This window comes from Microbacterium sp. NPDC091676 (assembly GCF_044756645.1).
Lineage (GTDB): Bacteria > Actinomycetota > Actinomycetes > Actinomycetales > Microbacteriaceae > Microbacterium > Microbacterium paraoxydans_D.
This window is the reverse complement of sequence record NZ_JBIVTI010000001.1, coordinates 1,004,438-1,016,221: the sequence shown is the minus strand read 5'-3', so window position 1 is coordinate 1,016,221 and position 11,784 is coordinate 1,004,438. Positions and strand designations below refer to the sequence as shown.

11 protein-coding genes are annotated in these 11,784 nt (G+C 69.9%); 6 read left to right on the top strand and 5 right to left on the bottom strand.

Annotated features, from left to right (window positions below; genetic code table 11):
• The first annotated feature begins 25 nt into the window (after positions 1-25).
• From glf to ACIQID_RS05095, 3 genes are read left to right on the top strand one after another with little or no spacing between them, the layout of a single operon-like run.
• The gene (gene glf / locus ACIQID_RS05105) at positions 26-1,162 is read left to right on the top strand and encodes a UDP-galactopyranose mutase (RefSeq protein ID WP_312673110.1); all 1,137 of its coding nucleotides are present in this window, start codon (positions 26-28) and stop codon (positions 1,160-1,162) included.
• Positions 1,163-1,172: 10 nt separating this feature from the next.
• The gene (locus ACIQID_RS05100; protein ID WP_400282567.1) at positions 1,173-1,991 is read left to right on the top strand and encodes an ABC transporter permease; all 819 of its coding nucleotides are present in this window, start codon (positions 1,173-1,175) and stop codon (positions 1,989-1,991) included.
• The gene (locus ACIQID_RS05095; protein ID WP_312673107.1) at positions 1,991-2,725 is read left to right on the top strand and encodes an ABC transporter ATP-binding protein; all 735 of its coding nucleotides are present in this window, start codon (positions 1,991-1,993) and stop codon (positions 2,723-2,725) included. Before ACIQID_RS05100 ends, ACIQID_RS05095 begins: the two co-directional genes overlap by 1 nt.
• A 36-nt stretch (positions 2,726-2,761) precedes the next feature.
• Here ACIQID_RS05095 and ACIQID_RS05090 read toward each other — a convergent pair whose 3' ends face one another.
• The 3 genes from ACIQID_RS05090 to ACIQID_RS05080 are packed head-to-tail and all read right to left on the bottom strand — an operon-like array spanning position 2,762 to position 6,232.
• Positions 2,762-3,361, bottom strand: coding sequence for a hypothetical protein (locus ACIQID_RS05090; RefSeq protein ID WP_331202592.1), 600 nt, complete (start codon positions 3,359-3,361; stop codon positions 2,762-2,764).
• Between the two features lies 1 nt (position 3,362).
• Positions 3,363-4,325, bottom strand: coding sequence for a glycosyltransferase (locus tag ACIQID_RS05085; protein WP_312673105.1), 963 nt, complete (start codon positions 4,323-4,325; stop codon positions 3,363-3,365).
• Entirely contained in the window at positions 4,322-6,232 is a 1,911-nt protein-coding gene (locus ACIQID_RS05080; RefSeq protein WP_400282562.1) for a glycosyltransferase, read from the bottom strand. Before ACIQID_RS05080 ends, ACIQID_RS05085 begins: the two co-directional genes overlap by 4 nt.
• 146 nt (positions 6,233-6,378) lie before the next feature.
• Here ACIQID_RS05080 and galE point away from each other — a divergent pair, with 146 nt between their 5' ends.
• Entirely contained in the window at positions 6,379-7,368 is a 990-nt protein-coding gene (gene galE, locus ACIQID_RS05075; protein WP_400282559.1) for a UDP-glucose 4-epimerase GalE, read from the top strand.
• Positions 7,369-7,381: 13 nt separating this feature from the next.
• Here galE and ACIQID_RS05070 read toward each other — a convergent pair whose 3' ends face one another.
• A complete protein-coding gene (locus ACIQID_RS05070; protein WP_312673102.1) occupies positions 7,382-8,680 on the bottom strand; it encodes an O-antigen ligase family protein in 1,299 nt (432 codons plus the stop codon).
• Entirely contained in the window at positions 8,677-10,092 is a 1,416-nt protein-coding gene (locus ACIQID_RS05065) for an O-antigen ligase family protein (protein ID WP_400282556.1), read from the bottom strand. Before ACIQID_RS05065 ends, ACIQID_RS05070 begins: the two co-directional genes overlap by 4 nt.
• A gap of 69 nt (positions 10,093-10,161) precedes the next feature.
• Here ACIQID_RS05065 and manA point away from each other — a divergent pair, with 69 nt between their 5' ends.
• Together manA and ACIQID_RS05055 are read left to right on the top strand one after the other, a co-directional pair.
• Positions 10,162-11,289, top strand: a complete 1,128-nt coding sequence (gene manA, locus ACIQID_RS05060; RefSeq protein ID WP_312673100.1) for a mannose-6-phosphate isomerase, class I — start codon at positions 10,162-10,164, stop codon at positions 11,287-11,289.
• 153 nt (positions 11,290-11,442) lie between these two features.
• Positions 11,443-11,760, top strand: coding sequence for a WhiB family transcriptional regulator (locus ACIQID_RS05055; RefSeq protein ID WP_025103032.1), 318 nt, complete (start codon positions 11,443-11,445; stop codon positions 11,758-11,760).
• Positions 11,761-11,784: the final 24 nt, after the last annotated feature.

Here is an 11,784-nt window from a genome sequence, read left to right as displayed (position 1 = left end):
GGCGCCAGACAGGAAAGAATCACGCATGGACCTCCTCATCGTCGGCTCCGGTTTCTTCGGCCTCACCATCGCCGAGCGCGCTGCGAACGCCGGCCGCAAGGTCACCGTCATCGATCGCCGCGCGCACATCGGCGGCAACGCCTACAGCGAGGCGGAGCCCGAGACCGGGATCGAGGTGCACCGCTACGGCGCCCACCTGTTCCACACGTCGAACGCGACGGTGTGGGAGTACGTCAACCGCTTCACGTCCTTCACGAACTACGTGCACCGCGTCTACACGACCCACCAGGGCGTCGTCTTCCCGATGCCGGTGAACCTCGGGACGATCAACCAGTTCTTCCAGGCGGCCTACACGCCCGACCAGGCCCGGGCGCTGGTCAAGGAGCAGGCCGGCGAGTTCGACGTGAAGTCCGCGACGAACTTCGAGGAGAAGGGCATCGCCCTCGTCGGCCGCCCGCTGTTCGAGGCGTTCTTCCGCGACTACACCGCCAAGCAGTGGCAGACCGACCCGCAGAAGCTGTCCGGCGACATCATCAGCCGCCTGCCCGTGCGCTACACGTACGACAACCGCTACTTCAACGACACCTGGGAGGGCCTGCCCACCGACGGCTACACGGCGTGGCTGGAGCGCATGGCCGATCACCCGAACATCGAGGTGAAGCTGGGCGTCGACTACTTCGACGAGTCCCAGCCGCTGAGCAAGAAGGCCACTGTCGGTCAGGTCCCGGTGGTCTACACCGGTCCCGTCGACCGCTACTTCGACTATGCCGAGGGAGCCTTGAGCTGGCGCACGCTCGACTTCGAGCAGGAGGTCCTCGACGTCCGCGACTTCCAGGGCACCAGCGTCATGAACTACCCGGACATGGACGTGCCCTACACGCGGATCCACGAGTTCAAGCACTTCCACCCGGAGCGCAAGGACGTCTACGAGTCCGACAAGACCGTCATCATGCGGGAGTTCTCGCGCTTCGCCGAGCGCGACGACGAGCCGTACTACCCCGTCAACACCCCGACCGACCGCGAGGGTCTCCTGGCCTACCGCGAGCTCGCGAAGGGGGAGCAGGACGTGCACTTCGGCGGACGCCTCGGCACGTACCAGTACCTCGACATGCACATGGCCATCGGGTCGGCGCTGTCGCTCTGGAACAACACTCTCTCCTAGACTCGGGATCGTGGGTCACGCTGCTGCCGGGGCGCCCGGGACGCCCCGGCGCTATCTGCATTCGCTGTGGCTGCTCTCCGCCCGCGACCTCAAGGTCCGGTACGCGACGAGCTTCCTCGGCTATCTGTGGTCGGTGCTCGACCCGCTCGTGATGAGCGCCATCTACTGGTTCGTCTTCACGCAGGTGTTCCGACGCGATGTCGGCGAGGAGCCGTACATCATCTTCCTCATCAGCGCGCTGCTGCCGTGGGTGTGGTTCAACAGCTCCGTGTCCGACTTCACCCGCGCGTTCAAGAAGGATGCCCGTCTGGTCCGCTCCACGGCGATCCCGCGATCGATCTGGGTCAACCGGATCGTGCTCAGCAAAGGCATGGAGTACCTGTTCTCGCTGCCGGTGCTGGTGCTCTTCATCGTCGTGAACCTCCTGTTCGAGAGCCACGCCGACCAGGTCGTGCAGATCGGCTGGGGCGTGCTGTGGGTGCCCGTGGCCATCCTCATGCAGACCGTGCTGCTCGTCGGACTCGGCCTGCTCGTCGCTCCGCTGTGCGTGCTCTACACCGACCTCGAGCGCACCACCGCCCTCATCCTGCGGGCCATGTTCTACGCGACGCCGATCATCTACAACGTCACCGACCTCCCCGGGATCTTCCAGACCCTCGGGGCCTTCAACCCGCTCGCGGGGATCTTCATGCTGTACCGCATGCCGTTCTTCCCCGACCAGTGGAACCCGTTCACGCTCGCCGTCAGCGTCGTGATGTGCCTGCTGATCCTGGCGCTGGGCGTCTGGGCGTTCCGGCGTCTCGAGCGCCCCGTGCTGAAGGAGCTGTGATGGACGCCGCGATCGATGTCCAGGGCCTCGGCGTCCGCTTCCGCCGCAACCGGCGCGGGCGACGGAGCTTCAAGGATCTCTTCGCCGGGGCCTCCCGCCGGTCGCGCCCCGGTGAGTTCTGGGCGCTCCGCGACGTCTCCTTCACCGTGCAGCCGGGGGAGTCGATCGGCGTCGTCGGACGGAACGGGCAGGGCAAGTCGACGCTGCTCCGTCTCGTGGCCGGCGTCCTGCTCCCGGACGAGGGTCGCGTGCGGGTCAACGGCGGGGTCGCGCCGCTCATCGAGATCACCGGCGGCTTCGTCGGCGACCTGACGGTGCGCGAGAACGTCCGACTCACGGCAGGGCTGCACGGCATGTCCAAGGACGAGATCGCGCGGCGCTACGACGACATCATCGCCTTCGCCGAGCTCGCCGGGTTCGAGGAGACGCCCTACAAGCACCTCTCCAACGGGATGAAGGTGCGACTGGCGTTCTCCGTCGTCTCCCAGCTCGACGAGCCGATCCTGCTCGTCGACGAGGTGCTGGCGGTGGGCGACAAGGCCTTCAGGGAGAAGTGCTACAAGCGCATCGACGAGCTGCTCTCCGACGGCCGCACCCTGTTCTTCGTGAGCCACAACGAGCGCGACCTCCGGCGCTTCTGCACCCGCGGCCTCTACCTCGACCGGGGCACGCTCGCTCTCGACGCGCCGATCGCGGAAGTGCTGGACCGCTACAACGCCGACTACGCCGTCTGACCGTCCTGCGGGGGCGGGCGGCGGAGCGCGACGTCGTCAGAACCCGGCGACGCTGCGCAGCTCGGCGACCGCGGAGCGGGCGCTGTCGAGGGCGCCGGAGACGCCGGAATCGCTCTCGAGCGCCGTGCGCAAGGCGGTGAGACGCTCCGCGTAGGTCTCGACGCCGGAGCGCCAGGCGTCCTGGATGGACGACGGCGGGACCGCGTCACCCAGCCGCTGGGCGTCCTCCTGGAGGGAGTCCACGACGGGGAGGGCGTCCTGGTTGCGGTTCTCGTCCACGATGTCGAGACCGCGCTCGGCGGCGGTCAGCCACCCGCCGACCTTGTCCCGGAAGACCTCGAGGGAGGGGTCGCCGACCGGCGGAGGCGTGGTGAGGGGCGTGGGGTCCGGCGTCGCGCCCTCCGACGGAGCGTTCGGGGTGGATGGCGATGCCGAGGGCGACGTCGTGGCGGACGGCGAGGGGCTCGCGCTTCCTCCGGGCGCCGGGGCTCCGTCACGGGGGAGGAGGAAGAAGAGCAGCAGCCCGACGATCACGAGGGCCGCGACGACGAGGCCGACGATCAGCCAGAGGCGTCCGCGGTTCCGGGGGCGTGGCGGAAGCGGCGCCCACCGCACCTCGGGCTGCGGCTCGACCATCTCAGGCCTCCAGCGGGCTCATCGGCTGCCACGAGCGGTCGCGGCCGATGCGGCCGCCGTCGCGGAGCCCGCGGAACAGGTTGCTCGTGCCGCGGACCGTGCGCTCGACGAAGACGAGGCGGATCAGTTCCTTGAAGAACGTGGCGGTCGTCCCGAGCCCGAAGAGCACCGGGTTGTACACGCCGTGCACGCGGTAGTACTGCTTGATGAACCCGCGGTTGCGCATGATGTAGTAGCGGTACGCGTTGCTGGACGCGTTCATGTGCCGGATGCCCATGTCCCACTGCTTGATCTCGCGGGTGCGGCGCAGGACGAACTCGTCCACGATGACCGCGGTGGTCAGGCGCGAGGCGAGCCAGCCGTACATCTGGTCGTCCCAGTAGATGAAGAAGCGGGGGTCGGGGAGGCCGATCTGCTGCACGATCGAGCGGTGGATGAACATCCCCTCGAAGCAGCCGCTGTTCATCTCCTTGTAGCCGGAGGAGTCGAAACCCGCCGGGGCGAACGGGATCGGGATGCCCATGCGCTCCGCGATGCGGTACTGCCAGTAGAACTCGCTGCCGTCGTAGTCGTAGCGTCGCCCCTGGATGCTCCGGAACCGCGGCGCCCAGGCACCCATCCGGGCGAGGCCGTCCGGGAGCACCTCCACGTCGTCGTCCATCATCCAGATCCACTCGGCGCCGAGGTCGTACGCCGTGCGCATGCCCTCGCTGAAGCCGCCGGAGCCTCCCGTGTTGGTGTCGAGTCGGCGGTAGACCAGCTCCGTGCCGATGTCGTCCCGGAACGACTCCACGACATCCGTGGTGTCGTCGGAGGAGGCGTTGTCGACCACGATGACGCGGCCCGGCTTCGGGTCCATCGCGGTGATGCTCGTCAGGAGTCCCGAGAGCAGGTGCGAGCGGTTGAAGGTGACGATGACGATCGCCGAGCTCGCGGGGTCGAACACGGGGGACTCGACGGTCATGCCTTCTCCTCGAAGATCTTCTGCCAGGATGCGGGCGAGACGAGCTCGGGCAGTGCCTCTCGATACTGCCGCTGGAGCTCCGGCCACCGCCGGCGCAGCTCGGCGTGCAGACGCACGGTCTCCCGCAGCATCCGGCGGTACTTGGCGCGGTCGCGCGTGTAGATGTTCTTCCCCGAGCCGTCCGCGGCGCTGACCAGCGCGCTGTCGAAGTGCGGCACACGCCACCAGTGGGCGTCCTCCTTGCCGAACTCCACCTCGGGCTGGGCGAGGTTGGCGGGGTCGGGACGATGCAGCCAGTGCGAGACGAGGGTCTTCAGCGTGAAGATGCGCAGCCGCATCCCGGTCGGGTTGTCGTACTGGTTGCGCCCCAGCCGCTGGAAGACCTGGCGCCCGTGCCGGGAGTGCAGGACCCGGGCGGGATCGCGGTGGACCACGGTCTCCGGGTACTCGGCGGCCAGGGCGCGTGCGGCCGGCATGGCGGTCGCGAGGTTCCGCCGCATGTGATCGGGGCCGGAGAGCACGTCGCGCAGCGCCTTCGCCCGCAGGGCGACGGGGTAGTACTGCATCATCATGAGGTGCTTGAGGTCCACCCGACGGCTGTGCACGAGCAGGCGTCCGCCGTGCGGCGCGTTCGAGTGGAGCAGGCCGGTGACGATGCGGTTGCGGGCGTGGAAGTAGGCCTGCCAGTCGATCGAGTCGTCCTTGTTCACCCAGGACACGTGCCAGAGGGCGACTCCCGGCATCGACACCGTGGCGAAGCCGGCTTCCCCGGCGCGCAGGCAGAACTCGGCGTCGTCCCACTTGATGAACGCCGGGAGCGACAGCCCGACCTCGCGGACGGCGTCGAGCGGGATGAGGCACATCCACCAGCCGTTGTAGTCGGCGTCCATGCGCATGTGCAGAAGGGGGGACTGCCGCAGGTTGGCGGCCCCGAAGTCGTGCGGCATCTTCTCCTGGTAGAGGTTGCGCCACATGAACGGCTCTTCGTCGACGACCTCGGCCCACCCGTGCAGCTTCGGGCGATCGAGGAGGTCGAACATGTGCCCGCCGACGAGCACCGGCGTGGTCGCGAACTGCCCGAACACGATGGAGCGGCGCAGCGACTCGGGCTCGATGCGCACGTCATCGTCCAGCAGCTGGACGAAGTCGCTCTCCGGCCGCTGGAGGGACTCGTGCATCGCGCGGGCGAAGCCGCCGGATCCGCCGAGGTTGTCCTGCCGGATGACCTGGAGGGTCTCGCCCAGCCGCTCGGCGACCTCGGCGTAGCCGTCCTGGTCAGCGACGAGCTGAGTGCCCTGGTCGACGAGGAAGATGCGGTCGACGAACTCGAGCGCATCCGGCGATGCCGCGAGTGCCCGCAGCGTCTCGACGCAGTAGTCGGGCTTGTTGTAGGTCGTGATCCCGAGCGACGCCTTGCCGGTACGCGCGGGTTCCTGCTCGGTGGTCCACTCGGCACCTTCGAGCACGGCGGGCTTCTCGTCCGCGACGATGTCGAACCAGATCCAGCCGCCGTCGCTGTACTGGGTGAGGTCGAGGTCGAACGACGTCGTCGCCTCGCCGGTGACCTCGCGCGTGGCCACGCGCTGACGCACGCCCGAGCCGTTCGAGCGGTACACGAGGACGGTCGCCGGACCGGTCGTGCGCACCGTGAGGCGGACCTCCCGGACGCTGGTCCAGTGCTGCCAGTAGGAGGCGGGGAAGGCGTTGAAGTAGGTGCCGAGGGAGACGCGGCGCCCGGCGACGATGCGCGCCCGGTGGCGGCCGAGGATGTTGCCGAGGTGGGCGCGGCTGGAGACGCGGACCGGCTCGTCCTCGATCACGGACCACGTCTCGGGGTCGGCGTACAGCGGGAGCAGGTCGGGGTCGCGATCGAGCGGGAAGACGACGTTCTGAAGGACGTGGGCCACAGGGAGGTTCTCCGTTGTTGGTGCCGCAGCCGCTGCCGGAGGGCAGCGCGCGACTCGACGAGCAGTGAGTAGCCTACCGTTCGTCTCCTTCGGATCTGCGGAGAGCCCCGCCTGCGCTCTCGACCCGCCTGGCTAGACTGACCGCGATGAAGGTACTGATCACCGGCGGAGCCGGCTACATCGGATCGACCGTGGCGACCGCGTGCCTGGAGGCCGGGATCGAGGTCGTGCTGCTGGACGACCTGTCCACGGGCCTCGCCGCTTTCGGCGCGGGACGCGACCTGTACGTGGGCGACATCGCCGACGCGGAGGTCCTCGATCGGCTGCTGGGCGACCATCCGGACATCGACGCCGTCGTGCACTGCGCCGCGCGTGTCGTCGTGCCCGAGTCGGTGGCGGACCCGCTCGGGTACTACGACACCAACGTCGGCCGATCGATCGTCCTGTTCCGTCGGCTCCGCGACGCCGGCATTCACCGCATCGTCTTCAGCTCCTCGGCCTCGATCTACGCGGGGGATACGGGCGACGGGGTCGACGAGGGCGGCCGCATCGCGCCCTCCAGCCCGTACGCCACCACCAAGGCCATGGTCGAGCAGATCCTCGCCGACGCCGCGGCCGCCGGCGACTTCCGGGCCGTCGCCCTCCGCTACTTCAATCCGATCGGCGCCGACCCCCAGCTGCGCACCGGTCTGCAGAACCCCGAGCCGACCCATGCGCTCGGGAAGATCATGCAGGCACGGGCGGCCGGCGCGCCGTTCACGATCACGGGGACGGATTGGCCGACCAGGGACGGCTCCGGCCTGCGGGACTACGTGCACGTCTGGGACCTCGCGCTGGCGCACGTGGCCGCGGTGACGCGGTTCGACGAGGTCGCCACCGCCGCCGAGCCGTACCGGGTGATCAACCTCGGCACCGGCGACGGGGTCACCGTCCGCGAGCTCGTGCAGGCCTTCGAGCGCGTCACCGGCGCGCCGTTGCCCGTCGTGGAGACGGAGCGCCGTCCGGGCGATCAGGCCGGCGCGTACGCGATCGTGGAGCGCGCACGGGAGGTCCTCGGCTGGCGGGCGGAGCGCTCCGTCGACGACGGCGTGCGCGACGCGCTGGCGTGGGCCGAGAAGCTGCCGACGGTCCGCTGACCTCGAGAGCTCGTCACTCCTGCGGGCGCAGGGTCGGGATGGCGCCCGTGTGGGCCGCGTCGATGTTCTCCCGCCACGACCGCGACTGCCCGGCCCGCAGGGCGCACAGCACGAGCATGAACCAGCCGGCGTCGACGAGCGTGAAGCTCTCGAACATCGAGTCGACCGCCAGGGTGACCAGCGTGATCGGGGTCCACGCGTAGACGACCGACCGGCGCACGCTCGCGACCAGCCATGAGCGGATCAGCGCGATGCCGCCGAGCAGGAGGAAGAGCACCAGGCCCGCGGCGCCGAGCTGCAGCAGCACGTCGAAGAAGGCGTTCAGCGCGCTCTGGTGGCGGTCGTCGAGCTGGAAGTTGATGAACGTGAACGGGTACTCGCCGCGCGCCCAGTCGCCGAACCACCCCCATCCGGTGATCGGCTTGACCGCGACGAAGTCGAGGATCATGTTCCACAGCTCGGCGCGCATGGAGAAGTCGGAGCCCGCGTCGAGGAGAGCGATGATCTGATGGCGCAGCGCGAACGCCACGGTGAGGGCGAGGGCGACGAGGACACCGAGGACCCACTGCACGACGTTGCGGCGTGCTGGCGCGGTGTGGCGGACGATGGTGAGCGCGATCGTGACGATCCCGACGGCCCCGGCGAGCACCAGCACGGTGGGCGAGGCGGACAGGAACGCGAGGCCGCCGGCGAGGGCCACCGAGCCGACGGCGAGCGGCGGGTCGACCGACTGCGTGCGCCATTCGATGACGAACGTGATGAGGGCGAGCACGGCGATGAAGCCGAGCATGTTGCGACTGCCGAACAGGCCCTGGATGGGGCCGCCGGCCGCGAGGTTCCCCTGGATGCCGAGGAACGAGAAGGGGAGGTCGAGGAGGATGCCGGACAGGATCTCGACGCCGAGCGAGATGCCGAGGAGCACCCGCAGCGTGTCGCCGAGCGCCCGGACGGTCTGCAGGGTGTCGCGGACGTGCCCGATGGTGATGGCGAGGAAGGCGTAGCCGAAGAGCGACAGCCATCCCAGGATCGTGTCCGAGCGGTCGGTGGTCCACAGGAGGCTCACGAGCGCCCAGGCCAGAAACGCCAGCAGCGAGGACGGTGCGATCCGCAGCACGGACAGCTCCTCACGCCGCACCCACAGGATGGCCGCGGCGAGGAGGCACAGCGCGGTGATGACGGTGGCGAGGGTCACGGCCGAGGTCATCCGCTCGATGGCGAACGAGCCGAACACCGCCAGCAGTGCCGCGAGGGTGAACGCCCTGGCCATCTCCGCCGAGCCGAGGAGGCGGGCGAGGGGATGTCCCGTCGTCACGGCACCCGCCGCGGTGTCGCGCCGCGCTCGAAGACGAGGTCGCGCTCGCCGACGCCGACCAGCGGCACCGACTTGAGCTTGAACGACAGCAGCACCAGGAGCAGCCAGCCCCACAGCATGATCGGGGTCGACTCGGTGAGCCCCTGCACCAGCAGCACGACGGTGAACAGGCTGGGCAGCAGCGTGAGCGGGGAGTACGGGCGCCGCGCGTCGAGATCCCAGCGCGGGCGGTCGACGGCGAAGAACCAGGAGCGCCACAGGAGGCTGCCGTACGCCACGGCCATCAGCACGAGACCGATGACGCCGAGCTGCAGCAGCACGTCCAGCCACATGTTGTGGGCGTGGAAGACGGTGATCCCGTGGTCGACGATCCAGCCGTCGAAGGCCGGGTCGGTGGGGACCCACGGGCTGGAGAATCCGTTGCCGATGATCGGGTGCTCGCCGACGCGTTCCCACACCGTCGCCCAGATCTTGTCCGCGCGGCCCGTGAGGTCGGCGCTGCGACCGAGGAGGCCGAGGAGGGGCTCGCGCAGCAGCCACAGGGCGAGGGCCAGGAGGGCGGTGGACCCGATCGCGACCACGTAGATCCGGGTGCGGGCGGTCGGCGACTCCGCGCGCCGCATCAGCAGGGCGACGACGAGGACCACCGCGGCCGCGCCGGCACACGCGAGCGCCGTCGCTGACGCGGTGCGGAACAGGAAGTACGCCGCGAGGACCATCCACAGCGCGAGCGTCGTGCGCCAGCGCATCCTCGCCGCGAAGAGCACGCCGAAGGTGATCAGGGCGAAGAGCGACACGATGCCGAGCAGGTTCGCATTGCCGAGGATGCCCTGGATGCGCCCCCCGTCGAAGAGGTTGTCGCGGACCCAGTACCACTGCGGGTCGATCTTCCCCGCGGGGATGTCGGCGAAGTTCGGCAGCAGGGGGCCGTGCAGGACGAGCGAGACCCACAGCTCGAGGGCGAGGGAGAGCCCGAGGATCCACTTGAAGGCCGACGACAGGGCCCGCACGATCTCGTGCCAGGTGAGCACGTGCGCGATGAACAGGCCGTTCACCGTGACGGCGGCGAGGAGCACGCCCGTGGCGACGGTCGGGACCCGCCACTGGGACCAGGCGACCGAGAGGAGGGCGAGCGCCGTGTAGCCGAGGGCGGCCCACGGCAGCCGGCGCCAGCGGAACGGCTGCGGACGGTTGCGGGCGAGCATCGGGATCCCGATCGCCAGCGTGGCCGCGGAGAACAGCGCGAGCACGATCGCCGCGCCGATCTCGCCCAGGAGGTTGTACACGGCCGAGTGGGCGAACGCCACGAAGAGCACGGCGATCACGTACCCGCGCAGCAGGAGGTGCCCCGTGGATTCGCGCTCGGGCGCGGTGGGCGGGGCGGCCACCGGGTGCTTGGTGTACTGGGCCATCGCGACTCAGGCTACCTCGACGGGCCCGGATCCGACGTGTCCGTCGCCTCGCGTTCTACGCTGGGGGGCATGCTGCGCAGCCTCTCCAACGTGCCCCGCGACTACGCCTGGGGATCGCCGTCCCTCCTCGCCGAGCTCGAAGGGCGCGCCCCGTCCGGCGCCCCGGAGGCCGAGGTGTGGTTCGGCGACCACCCGGGCGACCCCGCCGACGTCGACGGCGGAGGCACCCTGGACGAGGTGACCGGGGGCACGCTGCCGTACCTGCTGAAGCTGCTCGCGGCCGCGCGGCCGCTGTCGATCCAGGTGCACCCGACCAGGGACCAGGCGCGGGACGGCTGGGCTCGCGAGAGCAGCCTCCCGCTCGACGACCCGCGACGCAACTACCGCGACGACAACCACAAACCGGAGCTCCTCGTCGCCCTCAGCGACCGCTTCGAGTCGCTCAGCGGCCTGCGTCCGGTCGCGGACACCCTGCGTCTGCTCGACGCCCTCGACGACGTCCCGGGAGTGCGATCCCTGCGCGAGCGGCTCTCGGGCGAGGGGGATCCGCTCGGCGACGCGATCGGATGGCTGCTCGGGGGAGAGGCGCAGTCCGCGGTGGACGAGGTCATCGCGGCCGTCCGCCGTGCCGCGGACGGACCCGCGGGGGAGGAGCACCCGTCGCTGCGCGCCGTCGCCGCGATCGCCGAGACCTCCCCGGGCGACCCCGGGGTCGTGGTCGCGCTGCTCATGAACCATCTCGTGCTGCGTCGCGGCGAGGGCGTCTTCCTGCGGGCGGGCCTCCTGCACGCGTACCTCTCCGGTCTGGGCGTGGAGATCATGGCGGCCAGCGACAACGTGCTCCGCGGGGGCCTGACGCCCAAGCGCATCGACGTGCCGGAGCTGCTCGCGGTCCTGGACACCACGCCGGGCGAGGTGCCGGTGCTGCGCCCTGCGGGCGACGAGGCCGTGACGACGTATCCCGTGCCCGTGCCGGACTTCGCCCTCCGGCGCGTCCGCATCGAGGGCGCGCCGATCACCGTGGAGGTGGCGGGGCCGACGATGGTGCTGGCCACGGGCGGTGCGGTCCACGTGACCGCGGCGTCGGGCGCGGAGGTCGCGGTCCCGGTCGGTGCGGTCGCCTTCGCCGATGCCGACGAGCGCACCCTCACGCTCTCGGGCACGGGGGAGGCCTTCGTGGCGACCCCCGGGCGCTGACCCGGCCGGCGCGACACGCCGAGGGAAGCTCATGAACCTTCAAGAAACGCTTGAGGGTTTACGATCCGCGACTTGACCGGAGCGAATGACACGGGTGTAATTAGGTGAGCACGGCCCGCCAGGGGGGCGGTTTTTGAAGGGTTGGAGGTCGAGATGACGGGATACCGTTCCGATGTGCCGGAGAACTGGTTCGTCGATCCGGTCAACCTCGGTGTCCCCGGGGTCCGCCGGTCCGACCCGGACGACGACAACGCCCTCGCCTGGCAGAGCGACGCCCTGTGCTCGCAGACCGACCCCGAGGCCTTCTTCCCGGAGAAGGGCGGCTCCACGCGGGACGCCAAGCGCATCTGCACCTCCTGCGACGTGCGCGGCGAGTGCCTCGAGTACGCACTGGCCAACGACGAGCGCTTCGGCATCTGGGGCGGTCTCTCCGAGCGCGAGCGTCGCAAGCTCAAGCGCCGCGCCAGCTGACGCCTCTTCCCTGCGCGGCTTCGT

Coding starts and splice junctions, on each gene's coding strand:
- manA (WP_312673100.1), top strand. CDS start 10,162: ATGCTGCGCAGCCTCTCCAACGTGCCCCGCGACTACGCCTGGGGATCG.
- glf (WP_312673110.1), top strand. CDS start 26: ATGGACCTCCTCATCGTCGGCTCCGGTTTCTTCGGCCTCACCATCGCC.
- ACIQID_RS05095 (WP_312673107.1), top strand. CDS start 1,991: ATGGACGCCGCGATCGATGTCCAGGGCCTCGGCGTCCGCTTCCGCCGC.
- ACIQID_RS05090 (WP_331202592.1), bottom strand. CDS start 3,361: ATGGTCGAGCCGCAGCCCGAGGTGCGGTGGGCGCCGCTTCCGCCACGC.
- ACIQID_RS05065 (WP_400282556.1), bottom strand. CDS start 10,092: ATGGCCCAGTACACCAAGCACCCGGTGGCCGCCCCGCCCACCGCGCCC.
- ACIQID_RS05055 (WP_025103032.1), top strand. CDS start 11,443: ATGACGGGATACCGTTCCGATGTGCCGGAGAACTGGTTCGTCGATCCG.
- galE (WP_400282559.1), top strand. CDS start 6,379: ATGAAGGTACTGATCACCGGCGGAGCCGGCTACATCGGATCGACCGTG.
- ACIQID_RS05085 (WP_312673105.1), bottom strand. CDS start 4,325: ATGACCGTCGAGTCCCCCGTGTTCGACCCCGCGAGCTCGGCGATCGTC.